The organism is Rhizobium sp. R86522 (assembly GCF_042466255.1).
Lineage (GTDB): Bacteria > Pseudomonadota > Alphaproteobacteria > Rhizobiales > Rhizobiaceae > Allorhizobium.
The window spans coordinates 3,362,895-3,376,222 of sequence record NZ_JAXHBX010000001.1 but is presented as its reverse complement, the minus strand read 5'-3'; the positions used below and the strand labels follow the sequence as shown (position 1 = coordinate 3,376,222).

General features: G+C 61.7%; 14 protein-coding genes and 1 tRNA gene. 8 read left to right on the top strand and 7 right to left on the bottom strand.

Going from position 1 to position 13,328, the window contains the following annotated elements; translation table 11 throughout:
* Positions 1–50 precede the first annotated feature (50 nt).
* The 3 genes from SJY08_RS16320 to SJY08_RS16310 all read left to right on the top strand — a co-directional run bounded on the left by SJY08_RS16320 (position 51) and on the right by SJY08_RS16310 (position 2,037).
* The gene (locus tag SJY08_RS16320) at positions 51–596 is read left to right on the top strand and encodes a sigma-70 family RNA polymerase sigma factor (protein WP_054149111.1); all 546 of its coding nucleotides are present in this window, start codon (positions 51–53) and stop codon (positions 594–596) included.
* Positions 583–1,299, top strand: coding sequence for an anti-sigma factor domain-containing protein (locus SJY08_RS16315; protein ID WP_300889892.1), 717 nt, complete (start codon positions 583–585; stop codon positions 1,297–1,299). The genes SJY08_RS16320 and SJY08_RS16315 overlap by 14 nt, the downstream gene beginning before the upstream one ends.
* A 180-nt stretch (positions 1,300–1,479) precedes the next feature.
* Positions 1,480–2,037, top strand: coding sequence for a fasciclin domain-containing protein (locus SJY08_RS16310; RefSeq protein WP_054149109.1), 558 nt, complete (start codon positions 1,480–1,482; stop codon positions 2,035–2,037).
* A gap of 59 nt (positions 2,038–2,096) precedes the next feature.
* On the opposite strand, the gene yihA is transcribed toward SJY08_RS16310, so the two are convergent.
* Genes yihA through rpmH form a run of 5 tightly spaced genes read right to left on the bottom strand, consistent with a single transcriptional unit; the run spans position 2,097 to position 6,117 of the window.
* Complete coding sequence (gene yihA / locus SJY08_RS16305) at positions 2,097–2,756, bottom strand: ribosome biogenesis GTP-binding protein YihA/YsxC (protein ID WP_054149108.1); 660 nt, start codon at positions 2,754–2,756, stop codon at positions 2,097–2,099.
* Between the two features lie 48 nt (positions 2,757–2,804).
* The gene (locus SJY08_RS16300; RefSeq protein WP_377276913.1) at positions 2,805–3,710 is read right to left on the bottom strand and encodes a DMT family transporter; all 906 of its coding nucleotides are present in this window, start codon (positions 3,708–3,710) and stop codon (positions 2,805–2,807) included.
* A gap of 57 nt (positions 3,711–3,767) precedes the next feature.
* Positions 3,768–5,558 (bottom strand): membrane protein insertase YidC, encoded by a 1,791-nt coding sequence (gene yidC / locus SJY08_RS16295; RefSeq protein ID WP_377276911.1) that lies wholly within the window; start codon positions 5,556–5,558, stop codon positions 3,768–3,770.
* Complete coding sequence (gene rnpA / locus SJY08_RS16290; RefSeq protein WP_069042425.1) at positions 5,558–5,947, bottom strand: ribonuclease P protein component; 390 nt, start codon at positions 5,945–5,947, stop codon at positions 5,558–5,560. Before rnpA ends, yidC begins: the two co-directional genes overlap by 1 nt.
* Before the next feature lie 32 nt (positions 5,948–5,979).
* Positions 5,980–6,117, bottom strand: a complete 138-nt coding sequence (gene rpmH / locus SJY08_RS16285) for a 50S ribosomal protein L34 (protein WP_006727993.1) — start codon at positions 6,115–6,117, stop codon at positions 5,980–5,982.
* 376 nt (positions 6,118–6,493) lie between these two features.
* Between rpmH and SJY08_RS16280 the strand changes: the two genes are divergently transcribed.
* The 4 genes from SJY08_RS16280 to SJY08_RS16265 all read left to right on the top strand — a co-directional run bounded on the left by SJY08_RS16280 (position 6,494) and on the right by SJY08_RS16265 (position 10,397).
* Positions 6,494–7,981: a HAMP domain-containing sensor histidine kinase gene (locus SJY08_RS16280; RefSeq protein WP_069042424.1), complete on the top strand. Its 1,488-nt coding sequence runs from the start codon at positions 6,494–6,496 to the stop codon at positions 7,979–7,981.
* A 118-nt stretch (positions 7,982–8,099) separates the two neighbouring features.
* Positions 8,100–8,176, top strand: a tRNA-Arg gene (locus SJY08_RS16275).
* Positions 8,177–8,464: 288 nt separating this feature from the next.
* A complete protein-coding gene (locus SJY08_RS16270; RefSeq protein WP_300889894.1) occupies positions 8,465–9,505 on the top strand; it encodes a 4-hydroxyproline epimerase in 1,041 nt (346 codons plus the stop codon).
* 157 nt (positions 9,506–9,662) lie between these two features.
* Entirely contained in the window at positions 9,663–10,397 is a 735-nt protein-coding gene (locus SJY08_RS16265; protein WP_006727990.1) for a Crp/Fnr family transcriptional regulator, read from the top strand.
* 14 nt (positions 10,398–10,411) lie between these two features.
* Here the strand turns inward: SJY08_RS16265 and SJY08_RS16260 are convergent, their stop codons facing one another.
* Positions 10,412–10,840: an RbsD/FucU family protein gene (locus tag SJY08_RS16260; RefSeq protein WP_054149170.1), complete on the bottom strand. Its 429-nt coding sequence runs from the start codon at positions 10,838–10,840 to the stop codon at positions 10,412–10,414.
* Positions 10,824–12,068 carry an ROK family transcriptional regulator gene (locus SJY08_RS16255; RefSeq protein ID WP_054149101.1) on the bottom strand — a complete coding sequence of 415 codons (1,245 nt, stop codon included), beginning with the start codon at positions 12,066–12,068 and terminating at the stop codon, positions 10,824–10,826. The genes SJY08_RS16260 and SJY08_RS16255 overlap by 17 nt, the downstream gene beginning before the upstream one ends.
* 231 nt (positions 12,069–12,299) lie before the next feature.
* On the opposite strand from SJY08_RS16255, the gene SJY08_RS16250 reads away from it, so the two are divergent.
* Entirely contained in the window at positions 12,300–13,325 is a 1,026-nt protein-coding gene (locus SJY08_RS16250) for a sugar ABC transporter substrate-binding protein (RefSeq protein ID WP_377276906.1), read from the top strand.
* Positions 13,326–13,328 lie beyond the last annotated feature (3 nt).

The following is a 13,328-nucleotide window of genomic DNA, read 5'->3' as shown; positions in this document are numbered from 1 at the left end:
GTCCACCGAAGATGTCGTGCTATATCAAGGCCACTGGGTGAGGGGGCTCTATGGAACGCGACGACATCGGCGGATTGCTGGCCCGGGTAGCCCTGCGGGACCGGAGCGCCTTCTCCTTGCTCTATGGTCGTATTTCGGCGAAACTTTTCGCTATCTGCATCCGTATGCTCAAAGACAGGGGAGAGGCCGAAGAGGCGCTCCAGGACGTGTTCGTCAAGATCTGGCACAAGGCCGGCAGCTATACGGGCGACGGCGACAATGCCTATCCATGGCTCTGCGCCATCGTCCGCTACCACTGCATTGATCGTCTTCGGGCGCGTCGACCGCAGGGGGAAGACATAGAGGCGGCGATCGATCTGGCGGATCTCGCGCCGGATCCGGAGCAGCATGCGATGCTCCGATCCGAGGGTGGCCGCATTGACACATGCCTGGAGGCATTGGATCCTGATCGGGCGCTCGCCGTTCGCCAGGCCTATGTGGAAGGACTGTCCTATCAGGAACTGGCCGACCATTTCGCCGTTCCCTTGAACACGATGCGTACTTGGCTGCGGCGCAGCCTTTTGAAACTGAGAGAGTGCATGGATGAGCACGCCTGACCAAAGCAAGGGAGACCGGTCGCGGGACGAAGTTCTTGCGGGCGAATATGTCCTCGGTGTCCTGAGCGGAACTGAGCGTCAGAAGGTGGACGCGCGCCTGCGTCACGACCGGCAGTTCGCCGCCATGGTCAAGCGCTGGGAAGAGAACCTCACCCAGTTCAACGACGATTACGCCGAGGCGTCACCGCCGGATCAGCTGTTTTCGAAGATCGAGGATCGGCTGTTTGCGTCTCCTGCCGCGGTCGCGGCGGTAAAGGGCAGCCTGTGGAATTCGCTGGTGCTCTGGCGCGGCCTGAGCTTTGCTTCCATTGCGGCACTCGGTCTGGTGTTCGGGCTCGATTATGCAGAACGCATGCGTCCAAAGCCGCAGGCCGCTCTGACCGCCGAACTTGCTGGCGAGAACCAGGCGATTGCCCTGCATGCACGCTACGACGGGAACTCGGGCCGCCTTGCTGTCACGCCCGTCGCAAGCGGTGGTTCAGATGAGAAGTCGCTCGAACTCTGGCTCGTCGAGGGTGAACAGCCGCCGATATCGCTCGGCGTGCTGCCGCAGACCGGGCAAGGCGAACTCGATGTTCCCGAGGCGCTGCGCACGCGCCTGACGGAGGGTGTCGTGCTGGCCGTCAGCCTCGAGCCTTTCGGTGGATCGCCAACTGGACAAGCCACCGGGCCTGTCGTGGCGCTCGGCGAAGTTCGTCCCTGAAGAAGAAATTCCCTCATGAATTCAATGGATTGTTTTCAGGCAGCCGATTTTGTCGGGCCGCCTGAAACTTCTTTGAACAACGCGCCGTCCTTGGTGGTGTTCCCGCTGAGGAACGCCCCCGATGTCCCGCCCGAACCGCAGGGACACGATCGTGAACACCAAGGATAAGAGGAAACCGTAATGTTCAAGACCGCTCTTCGCCCGCTCGCATTCTCCGCAGCCATCCTGGCAGGCGCTGCCGCAGCCTATGCCGCCAATCCGATGGTCGGCGGTGGTGAAATGCTCGAGACCAAGAACATCGTCGAAAACGCCGTCAATTCGAAGGATCACACGACGCTCGTTGCCGCCGTCCAGGCAGCCGGTCTCGTTGAAACCCTGTCGGGCGCCGGTCCGTTCACCGTCTTCGCACCGACCAATGATGCCTTCGCCAAACTGCCGGCCGGCACTGTCGACACGCTGCTGAAGCCGGAGAACAAGGAACAGCTCACCAAGGTTCTGACCTGCCACGTGGTGGCAGCTGACGTGATGTCCGAAGCCCTCGTCAAGATGATCTCCGACAATGGCGGTGAAGCCGATGTCGCAACCGTCGGCGGCTGCGTGCTGAAGGGCAAGGCAGCAGACGGCAAGGTGACGCTGACCGACGAGAATGGCGGCGTCTCGACCGTCACCATCGCTGACGTCAAGCAGTCGAACGGCGTCATCCATGTCGTCGACACGGTGATCCTGCCGAAGATGTAAGGAACGACGGTTCGGCCCGGTCTCCGCCTGATAGGGCCGACCTGATCGGAGCCTGAGCGTCAAAGGCTCCGACCGATGGCCTCGCTGATTGCCCCGCGCAATTGGTCGAGGCCATCACCTTTTTCAGATGATGTCGAGAGAACGCCCGGGAAGGCGGCAGGACGCTTCTTGATCTTTTCCTGCGTTTCCGCGATCAGCTTCGGCACGGCAGGAGCCTTGATCTTGTCGGTCTTGGTGAGCACGATCTGGTAGGAGACCGCCGCCTTGTCGAGCAGGCCAAGCACTTCCTCGTCGTTCTTCTTCAGACCATGGCGGCTGTCGATCAGCACATAGACGCGCTTCAGCGTCGCGCGACCCCGAAGATAATCAAATACCAGCTTCGTCCAGGCATCGACGTGTTCCTTCGGCGCCTGGGCATAGCCGTAGCCGGGCATGTCGACGAGCGCCATCGGCGGCAGGTCCCCGGCGCCGCCGGAGTAGCCGTCGGGCACGAAGTAGTTGAGCTCCTGCGTGCGACCGGGCGTGTTCGACGTGCGCGCCAGCCCCTTCTGGCCGACGAGCGCATTGATCAGCGACGACTTGCCGACATTCGAGCGCCCGGCAAAGGCCACTTCTAGCGGGCCTTCCGGCGGCAGGAATTCCATCGACGGCACGCCGCGGATGAAGATCCAGGGGCGGCCGAAAAGCGGCTGGTCGGGTTTGTCGTGTGTCTCGGTCATGGGCTGGCCTTTCGTAAGCGGGACAGATCCGGGTTTTGGCCCGGAAAGTCAAGCAGCAGAGGTCGGAACGGGCCGCAACGCCTGCCGCGCGTGGCTTATGAGATAGGTGAAGAGGGCGGCCATGACGAGCGCGCCGCCGATGATCGTGCGCCCCGACGGGATCTCGTCGTGCAGGATCACCATCCAGATCGGCGCAAGGATCATCTCGGCGGTACCGAGCAACGCCGCGAGTGCCGAGGGGATCATCCGGGCACCGGTGACGTAAAGTGCCATGCCGAGCCCGAGATTGAGGGCGCCGAAGCAGAAGAGCAAAGTGAGATCCTGGAAGCCAACGGCAAAGGCACCGGCTTGGGTGCCGGCAATCGCGGATGCGATGAAGGATCCGCCACAGGCAGCCGGCGTCATGCGGATGCCGGGATAGCGGCGGGTCAGCACGGTCATGCAGGCGAAGATCGCCGGAATGGCGGCGGCCAGCGTCAGCCCGAGGATCGAGCCGCCGTCACCGATCGAGGCCGAGACCATGATGCCCACACCGAGGATGACGGCTGCGATGGCGCCCCAGGTGACCGGCGTGATCGGTTCCCCCAGCACGACGCGCGCGAGAAGGGCTGCAAACAGCGGGATGGATGCCATGAACAGCACGACATTGGCCACCGGTGTCATGGTGACGGCAAGCACGAAGAAGGTCGAGACAAGGGCAAAGCCGACGGCGATGCAGAAGCCCGGCCAGCCCATGGCGCGGAACAGGCGTATCGTGCCATCGATCCGATCACGGATCAGCATGAAGGCAAGGAGAAAAAGGCCAGCGAACAGGCAGCGCCAGAACACGATCGTCCAGCCATCCTCCACGCCGATGAAACGCTGGATCGCTCCGCCATAGCTCCACGCGACCGCCGAGCCGGCAACGAGAGCAATGCCGAGCCAGGAGCGTTGTGTGGCGGAGGAGTCGGACATGGGATTAAATCTCGATCACCATAGAAAAAGCCCCGGCATGGCCGGGGCTTTTGATCGTCACTTGGTCTGGGCCGGTTTCCGCCGGAACATGTTGGCGATGTTCTTGAACAGCTCGATCTCCACGCCGTGACGCTTCATGATCAAGGCCTGCTGCAGGATCGACAGCGTGTTGTTCCATGCCCAGTAGATCACCAGGCCGGCGGGGAACGTGCCGAGCATGAAGGTGAAGACAACGGGCATCCAGTTGAACAGCATCGCCTGCGTCGGATCCGGCGGCGTCGGGTTCATGCGCATCTGGACCCACATGGTGACGCCCATGATGAGCGGCCAGACGCCGATCATCAGGAAGAGCGGCGGCGTGAAGGGCAGCAGACCGAACAGGTTGAACAAGCTCGTCGGATCGGGAGCGGAGAGATCCTGGATCCAGCCGAAGAACGGCGCGTGGCGCATTTCGATGGTGACGTAGATGACCTTGTAGAGCGCGAAGAAGACCGGGATCTGCAGGAGTACCGGCCAGCAGCCGGCAACCGGATTGATCTTCTCTTCCTTGTAGAGCGCCATCATCGCCTGCTGCAGGCCCATGCGGTCGTCGGCATACTTGGTCTTCAGTTCTTCGAGCTTCGGCTGCACACGCTTCATGTTGGCCATGGAGGCGTACTGCTTGTTGGCGAGCGGGAAGAACAACAGCTTGACGACGATGGTGGTGAGCAGGATGGCCACGCCGAAATTACCGACGAGATGGAAGAAGTAGTCCATCAGGTGGAACATTGGCTTGGTGATGAAGTAGAACCAGCCCCAGTCGATCATCAGATCAAACTTCGGAATACCAAGGCTTTCCTGGTAGCTATCGATGACCGGAACCTGCTTGGCACCGGCAAACAAGAGGGTCTTGACCGAGGTGCTCTGGCCGGCCGGAATGCTGACAGCATCGTTCTTGTAATCGGCCTGGAAGCGGGCCTGACCGTCGGTGAAGTAGGAGAAGCGCGATTCGTAAGGCAGGGTCTGCTGCGGAATGAGCGACGTGGCCCAGTACTTGTCCGTGATGCCGAGCCAGCCACCGGTGGCCTTGGCATTGGCAACGGCGTCTTCCTCTACATCCGTATAGTCGTATTCCGCGAGGCTGCCCTCGGTGCCGACGACGCCGAGGAAACCTTCATGCAGAACGAAGATCGAAGGCGTGGACGGCTTGTTGTAGCGGGTCACGCGGCCATAGGGCGCAAGGCTTGCGGACGCAGCGCCATTGTTCACGATCTGGTCTTCGATGGTGAACATGTAATGTTCGTCGACGGCGATCGTGCGGGTAAAGGTGAGGCCGGCTTCGTTGGTGAAGGTCAGCGTAAGAGGTGTCGCCTCGGTCAGCTTTGCGCCTTCGGGTGCCGTCCAGACGGTGTTGGGGCCCGGAACGGAACCGGCATTTTCGCCGGCGATAAAGCCGAGTTCGGCAAAATAGCCGTCCCGTGTTTCGGCAGGATTGAACAGGGTAACGATCGGGCTCGTCGGATCGACGGTCTCGCGGTACTGTCGCAGCTTCAGATCGTCGAAGCGGGCACCGGTGAGATTGATGGAGCCGACGAGATCCTGGGTGTCGATCTCGACGCGGGCCGTCCGGGCGACGGCGGCATCGCGGCTTGCTTCCGGATTGGCGGCCGCACCCGCTGGCAAGCTACCGTCAACCGTGGCTGCAGGGCTCGTCGCCTGCTGCTCGGCCTGCGCCTGCTGCTGGGCGATCTGCACCTCCTGAGCCTGACGCTGGGCCTCGATACGCGGGTTCATATAGAAGAACTGCCAGGCGAGGACGATCACCACCGATAAGGCAATCGCGATGAAATAGTTGCGGTTGTTCTGCATCACTCTTTCCTGGGAGCGGTCTTGTTCGACCGGGAGTTATTCGTCTGGCGGTTTTCGATGCGCAGGATCAATTGCCGGGACAATTGATCGAAAGGTACATCGAGTACCTCGCGCCGGGCGACAATGACATAGTCGTGTCCCGGCTGCATTGCAAACGCCGCATTCAGTCGCACGGCTTCTTTCAGCCTGCGCCGCATGCGGTTACGTTCCACTGCATTGCCGTGTTTCTTGGTGACTGTGAAGCCCACGCGGGGCGGCGCGTCATCCTTGCGGTCGAGAACCTCCAGAAGGAAGGTGCGACCCTTGCGCGCTTCGCCGTGCCTGACGGCGAGAAACTGAGGCCGGCTCTTGAGCCGGCCAACAGATGTCTTGGAGTCCGTGGACGTCATGGGCCCGTCAGTCTCGTCGGGCTCATCCGGCCTTAGGCCGAGAGCTTCGCGCGACCGCGAGCGCGGCGTGCGTTGAGGACCTGACGGCCGCCCTTGGTGGCCATACGCGCACGGAAACCGTGGCGGCGCTTGCGAACAAGCTTGGAAGGTTGGAAAGTACGCTTCGACATTTATTTAATACCGCGGTGTGCGGCCCTTCTTGGATGTGCAAATTGCAACAGCGTTTTGGTTCGTCGCACGGGTGAGCGCCGCCGGGCGCCTGTATCCGAACGTGCGCGGCTTATAGTGTCAGGGCGCACAGGAGTCAATCACGCGGCTTTTTAGCCTCTATCTTGCGAATAAAGGCGAAAAAACCGCGTCTCGCCACACATCCGCCACGCCGGCTCCATCGTTTATACTGGTGACCACGCAAAGAACATGACCAAACTTTCATGTTCCTTCGCGGCTTGCGCGTGATACGCATGAGAAGACAGCTTCACACTGACGTGAAGTCGTGCCGGACGGCGCCATATTTGGGCAGGCCGGAACGATAAGGAATGAGGGCCGATGCTCGACCGGCAGGACAATCATCTGCAGGCCGACCTCTCCGGGGGGTATGCCATGCCGTCCCGCATCAGGGGACTATCCGGCAAGCTCCTGTGGCTGACAATCGCCTTCGTAATGCTGGCTGAGATCCTGATCTTTGCACCGTCCGTTGCCACGATGCGCCAGCGCTGGCTGCAGGATCGGCTGAACACAGCGGCTGCCGCTGGAGTGGTGATCGATGGGCTCCAGCCGCTGGAGCTGCCCCGTGGTGTTCAGGAAGATACGCTGACAACCACGGGAACGAAGGCCATCGTGCTTCGCAAGGACGGCACCTCGCGCCTGCTTGCGGTGACCGAGATGCCGAGCGAAGTGGATGCCGCCTTCGACCTCTCGGATTACTCGGAGCTCGGATCGATTCGCGACGCCTTCTACACGCTGATCTTCGGCGGCGACCGCCTGTTGCGCGTCTACGGGCCCATCGCGGAAGGCAGTGACGTGACCGTCGAGATCGTCATGGACGAAGCGCCGCTGCGCAAGGCCATGCTCGGCTATGCCCGCAACATCCTCTTCATCTCCCTGATTATTTCCGTTATCGCTGCCGTCCTGATGTTCCTGGCGATCAATCGCGTGATGATCATGCCGGTGCGACGTCTGGCCCGAAGCATGCAGGTGTTCGCGGAAAATCCCGAAGATCCCACGCGCGTGTTGCCGCCGACCGTCGGAAATGACGAGATCGCGGTTGCTGGGCGTCATCTTTCACGGATGCAGGACCAATTGCAGAAGACGCTGCGGCAGCAGAAGACGCTCGCCGACCTCGGTCTCGCCGTCTCCAAGATCAATCACGACATGCGCAACATCCTGGCCTCGGCCCAGCTGATGTCCGACCGTCTGGTCGATGTCGACGATCCCCTGGTGAAAAGCTTCGCCCCCAAGCTCTTGCGCACCATCGATCGCGCCGTCGGCTATACCAGCGAGGTTCTCTCCTATGGTCAGACTTCGGAAGCCGAGCCGCGCCGTCGCCGCTTCCTTTTGTCTGAAGTCTGTCAGGAGGTTCGGGATCTCCTGCATCTGAGCCACGAGGCGGGTATCGAATTCATCGACAACGTCGGCGTCGACATCGAGGTCGATGCCGATAGCGAGCAACTCTTCCGAGTCATTCACAACATCTGCCGCAACGCCATCCAGGCGCTGGCCACGTTCACGCCCGACGATCCCGAGCATGTTCGGCGCATCACCGTATCCGCCCAGCGAACCGGATCGGTCGTAGCCATTGTCATCGACGACACTGGCCCCGGTATGCCGCGCAAGGCGCGGGAGAACCTCTTCACTGCCTTCCGTGGTTCGGCGCGTTCCGGCGGCACGGGCCTTGGCCTGGCGATTGCCCGCGAGCTGGTGATCGCCCATGGTGGAACAATCGCCCTTGTGGAAAAGCCGGGTCCCGGCACCATGTTCCGTGTCGAAATCCCCGACAGGCCAGTGGCTCTCGACGACTGGCGCGCCCGCGCCTGAGACCGTCCGGCGAGGCACGTGACAGGAAAATGACTCTTTTTTCGAAAAGGGCGCTTGCAATCCTGATCGTCCCGCTTTAGAGGATCGCCACACGCCGACGCACAGTCGGCCTTGGCAAGCACCCGTAGCTCAGCTGGATAGAGCACCAGACTACGAATCTGGGGGTCAGGAGTTCGAATCTCTTCGGGTGCGCCATTTCCTCTCGCTTTCATCATGGCATGATTGTCGGCGTCAGCTGACCAAGGGCAAGCTCATTGCCGTGACTCTCCGTGCGGTCTTACTCGCGGGTGATCGCCAAAGCCGTTTTCATGAACACGCAATAAAAGCACTTGGATATCTCGTTCCCCTGATTTAACACGGCCCCGGCAACGTTGCAGGTCGCCACCTGTGATGTATCCCCTTGAGATGTCGCATAAGCTTGTGCTCTTGAAGGGCAGTGGCCCGCTTTCGCGACGGGCTGGTCGACCGGCATGGGGTAATGACATGAGATGGAAGCGCACTCTTCAATTGCTCGACGTTCACGCCGAGGGTGAAATCGGCAAAGTCGCCATCGGTGGCGTGCCGAAGATCCCGGGTGAGACCGTCGCCGAGCAGTTGCTTTGGCTGAACACGGATCCCAAGGGCGAGGCGCTGAGGCGAATGTTGGTGCTCGAGCCGCGCGGCGCACCTATCGGCTCCGTGAACCTGCTGCTGCCGCCGAAGAACCCCTCCGCCGATGCCGCCTTCGTCATTCTCCAGCCCGACCAGGCCCATGCGAGCTCCGGCTCCAACTCGATCTGCGTGACGACGGCGCTTTTGGAAAGCGGCATGGTCGAGATGCAGGAGCCCGAGACGGTCGTCATGCTGGAAACGGCAGCCGGACTCGTCAAGGCGACCGCCACCTGCCGTGACGGGCGCTGCGAGCGCGTCAAGCTCACCATGGTGCCGTCCTTCGTGCACGAGCTGGATGTGACGCTCGACACCGAGCAATGGGGCCGCATCACCTTCGATCTGAGCTATGGCGGCATCTTCTATGCGCTCGTCGATGTCGGTCAGGTCGGGCTCACGATCGAAAAGGGCAATGCCCGGGCGCTTGTCGAGGCCGGCATGATCCTGAAGGAAGAGATCAATCGCAAGATCCCCGTTGTCCATCCCGAGATCCCGGCCATTTCCGGCGTTGCCTATGTGATGTTCCGCGATGTCGATCCTGACGGTGCAATCCGCACCTGCACCACGATGTGGCCGGGTCGCGTCGATCGCTCGCCCTGTGGCACCGGAAACTCTGCCAATCTCGCGACGCTGCACGCCCGAGGCAAGGTCGCGGTCGGCGACACGATGCTGTCCCGCTCGATCATCGGTTCTGAATTCGAGGTGGGCCTTTCCGACCTGTCGGAGGTGGCCGGTCGTCCGGCCGTCATCCCGACCATCAGCGGCCGAGGCTTCACCTTCGGCCTGCATCAGGTCGCGCTCGATCCCTTCGATCCCTTCGAGCGGGGCTTTGCCCTCACCGACGTCTGGGGGCCGTCATCGGGTTCCATCGGTTGACTCTTGCGCACCGGTTTCTGCATTGTTTGAAATTGAATGAAATTCGATGCTCTGCGGTAGCCGAATTGTAAGGGTCTTGGTTTTCGACATCTTGCTAAGCATCGATACCGGCGAATAAGTAAGCTCCATCGTCATGAACGCGACAAGTAATCCGTAAATGAAAGCAAACGCTACGACAGGCTCCGCCCTGCCGCTTCCGGCAACAACGCTTCCGACACTGCGCGGATGTGCGATTTTTGCTGGTCTCACGCCGGAAGAGGACCGCGAATGGCTTTTGCGCTGCCATTCTCGTACGCTGAGTGCCGGCGAAAGTCTGGTCGACTTCGAGGATATGTCCAAGGATGTCTTCATCGTCCAGACGGGAGAGATCCGCGCCGTGCTGCGTTTCTCCGTCGGTAAGGAGGCCATTCTCGGCAGCTTCAAGCGCGGCGACATCCTCGGCGAGCAGTCCGCCATCGATGACATGGCCCGTTCCGCAAGCCTCATGGCCGTTAGCGACGCAACGGTGACCGTGATCCCCTGCATCGTCTTTCTCGACATTCTGCGGCAGAGGTCTGATGTCGCGCTGGCGCTGCTGCAGCTTCTTTCGAAGCGTATCAGGGCGATGAACGATCGCCTGTCGGAACTCTCGTTCCTCGACACCAAGCATCGCCTCTACAACACACTGCTCAGGCTTTCGCGCGTGCGCAACGACGGTGGTCGCGAACGCATCATTTCGCCGCCGCTGGTGCATGCGGAACTGGCAGAACATATCGGCGCTAGCCGAGAGACGGTGTCGCGCGAGATGTCGAGGCTGGCGCGCGAACAGCTGGTGGAGCGCACCAGCCGCGCCATCGTTCTGAAGAACCCCGTGGAACTGTCCCGAAGGATCTCGCGCGCCCTCGAGGGCTGAGCGCAGCCGCTGGATCAGGGGTAGATCACGCCCTTGCGCAGGATCACATTGGCGTAGAGGCGCGGCTCACCCGTCTGCACGACGGTATGGGCGGCCTTGACCCGGTTGTAGAAATCCGCACCGATCAGCTTCGTCACGGGTACTTTCGGCTCATGCTTTGCGCAGCAGTCGATGATCTCCTGGTGCACCGGATCGACCTGGTCCGGCCTCCCGCCGACGACAGACCGAAAGATCGCCTCCGGCACGAAATCGTCGATCGGCATCACGCTGAGGATCGCGTTCAGCACGGGCACGAGGTGATGCCCGTCGAGGCGTACCAGGCGCCGCGCATGTTCGAGCGCAGGGTAGTTGCCGTCAACGATGGCGATCTCGTCGCCATGGCCCATGGCGCGGAGGGTGGCGAGAAGTTCGGGGCTTAGGAGGGGGTCAATGCCCTTCAGCATGGGTGGTATCCTTGAACAACACGGTTTGATCGATGAGATAGCGGTCGAAGATCGGCAGGCTGGCGCCGCCGATGGCGCGGGCCTGATCGCCGACCTCGCCCTCGACGATGTCGGGAATGACGACGCCCTGCAGGTCGAGGCGGTTCATCGCCTCGATGGTGGCCTTGACCAGGCGATGGCGAACCCAGGCCGGGAAGCCGCCGTCGATGATCGCGGCAGCAAAGTCGATGATCGATGCGGCCGCGATCACGGCCTGGGCCAGCGCTGCTGCCGTATCCTGGATCCAGATTTCCAGCGGCTCGCCGAAGTCGATCCATTCTTCCGCTGCATACCAGAGCGGCTGGGGATCGAGCCCGCGCTCTCGCAGCAGGTTCTCGAGAACGAAGATCGAGGCGATGTCGAGAAGCTGGCGCGTCTGGCCGTGTTTGTCGCGGACGGGCAGGGGGCCGATCGCTCCTGCGGTCCCGGTTCGGCCGACGAAGAGGGACGAATTGACGACGATGCCGCCGCCGATGAACGAGCCGATGTAGAAGTAGACGAAATCCGGGTAGCGTTGGCCTGCGCCAAACACCAGTTCTGCTCCGCAGGCGCTGGTCGCGTCGTTGCGCAGATAGACGGGATGCGCCATGCGGCTCTGGACCTCGACCTGCAGGTCGACCTTGCGCCAGATATCCATCGCCCCTTCCGGTGCGCCGACTTCCTCGGCCCAGTTCCAGAGTTCGAAGGGCGCGGCAATGCCGATTCCGGCAATGCGTGCCCGCGTGTGTTCGTCCATTTCAGCTTCCATGGCGGCGATGCCGTCACAGATGAAGGGCAGGAGATGATCGGGATGGGGGTAGCGATAGGTGCGGTGGCGTTGCTCCCGAATCGTGCCGGCGAAATCCATCAGCACGAGGTCGGCGCTTCGGCGGCCAATTTTCACGCCGAAGGAAAAGACCGCTTCCGGGTTTATGAACATCGGGACGGAGGGCTGGCCGACACGGCCGCGGATCGGTTCGCCGCGCATCAAGAGTTCGTCGCTTTCGAGCGAGCGCATGATAACCGAGACGGTCTGGGCGGAAAGGCCGGTAAGGCGAGCGATATCGGCCTTCGAACAGCCAGGATTCTGCCGCACGAGCGATAGCACCAGCCGCTCGTTATAGGCGCGCACGCGCACCTGGTTCGAGCCGCCGCCGGCGCTCACCCTGGGCGCCGGATCCGCCAGTCGTGCATGATCATCCTGTGACACTGAAGGCCGCTCCTCCCGACCGCTTCCTCTTACGAAAGCGCTCGCAGAATGTCACACCGATTTAATAATTCAACTGGATTTATTTATTGACAGCTGAAATGTCCTCATGTTCTAAATGGGCCCGTGGAGGAGTGGATGCCTGATGGCAGCCGATCGGATCGCCGGAAGGTGATCCGTGCCGACACGCTGCGGCCGGAGGAGCTGGCCGACACCATTCGGGAGGATTACCAAATGAAAAAGTCTCTGATCACTGCTGCCCTGTCGACCCTTGCCCTCGGCGTTGTTTTCGCCGCCCCGGCACAGGCAGCCGACGTTTCTGCCTGCCTCATCACCAAGACCGACACCAACCCCTTCTTCGTCAAGATGAAGGAAGGCGCGACCGCCAAGGCCGCCGAGCTTGGCGTGACGCTCAAGTCCTATGCCGGCAAGGTCGACGGCGATAGCGAAAGCCAGGTTGCCGCCATCGAAACCTGCATCGCCGACGGCGCAAAGGGCATTCTGCTCACCGCATCCGACACCAAGGGCATTGTTCCGGCTGTTCAGAAGGCCCGTGACGCAGGTCTCCTCGTCATCGCCCTCGACACGCCGCTGGAGCCGATCAATTCTGCCGACATGACCTTCGCGACCGACAACCTTCTCGCCGGCGAACTCATCGGCAAGTGGGCAGCAGCAACCCTCGGCGACGCCGCCAAGGACGCCAAGATCGCCTTCCTCAACCTGACCCCCTCGCAGCCGTCGGTCGACGTCCTGCGTAACCAGGGCTTCATGAAGGGCTTCGGCATTGACGTGGTCGACATCAACAAGATCGGCGACGAAACCGATCCGCGCATCGTTGGCCATGACATCACCAACGGCAATGAAGAAGGCGGCCGCACCGCCATGGAAAACCTTCTCCAGAAGGATCCGTCCATCAATGTCGTTCACACCATCAACGAACCGGCAGCCGCCGGCGCCTATGAAGCGCTGAAGGCCGTTGGCAAGGAAGGTGACGTGCTGATCGTGTCGGTCGACGGCGGTTGCCCGGGCGTCAAGAACGTCGCCGAAGGCGTCATCGGTGCCACCTCGCAGCAGTATCCGCTGCTGATGGCATCGCTCGGCATCGAAGCGATCAAGAAGTTCGCAGACACCGGTGAAAAGCCGGCGGCCTCCGAAGGCAAGAGCTTCTTCGACACGGGCGTCGCCCTCGTCACCGACAAGCCGGCAGCCGGCGTCGAGTCGATCGACACCAAGGTCGGCACCGAGAAGTGCTGGGGCTGATCG

Bases quoted from the DNA above. Each gene is read 5' to 3' on its own strand.
- SJY08_RS16320 (WP_054149111.1), top strand. From the start codon at position 51: ATGGAACGCGACGACATCGGCGGATTGCTGGCCCGGGTAGCCCTGCGG.
- SJY08_RS16315 (WP_300889892.1), top strand. From the start codon at position 583: ATGAGCACGCCTGACCAAAGCAAGGGAGACCGGTCGCGGGACGAAGTT.
- SJY08_RS16310 (WP_054149109.1), top strand. From the start codon at position 1,480: ATGTTCAAGACCGCTCTTCGCCCGCTCGCATTCTCCGCAGCCATCCTG.
- yihA (WP_054149108.1), bottom strand. From the start codon at position 2,756: ATGACCGAGACACACGACAAACCCGACCAGCCGCTTTTCGGCCGCCCC.
- SJY08_RS16300 (WP_377276913.1), bottom strand. From the start codon at position 3,710: ATGTCCGACTCCTCCGCCACACAACGCTCCTGGCTCGGCATTGCTCTC.
- yidC (WP_377276911.1), bottom strand. From the start codon at position 5,558: ATGCAGAACAACCGCAACTATTTCATCGCGATTGCCTTATCGGTGGTG.
- rnpA (WP_069042425.1), bottom strand. From the start codon at position 5,947: ATGACGTCCACGGACTCCAAGACATCTGTTGGCCGGCTCAAGAGCCGG.
- rpmH (WP_006727993.1), bottom strand. From the start codon at position 6,117: ATGTCGAAGCGTACTTTCCAACCTTCCAAGCTTGTTCGCAAGCGCCGC.
- SJY08_RS16280 (WP_069042424.1), top strand. From the start codon at position 6,494: ATGCTCGACCGGCAGGACAATCATCTGCAGGCCGACCTCTCCGGGGGG.
- SJY08_RS16270 (WP_300889894.1), top strand. From the start codon at position 8,465: ATGAGATGGAAGCGCACTCTTCAATTGCTCGACGTTCACGCCGAGGGT.
- SJY08_RS16265 (WP_006727990.1), top strand. From the start codon at position 9,663: ATGAAAGCAAACGCTACGACAGGCTCCGCCCTGCCGCTTCCGGCAACA.
- SJY08_RS16260 (WP_054149170.1), bottom strand. From the start codon at position 10,840: ATGCTGAAGGGCATTGACCCCCTCCTAAGCCCCGAACTTCTCGCCACC.
- SJY08_RS16250 (WP_377276906.1), top strand. From the start codon at position 12,300: ATGAAAAAGTCTCTGATCACTGCTGCCCTGTCGACCCTTGCCCTCGGC.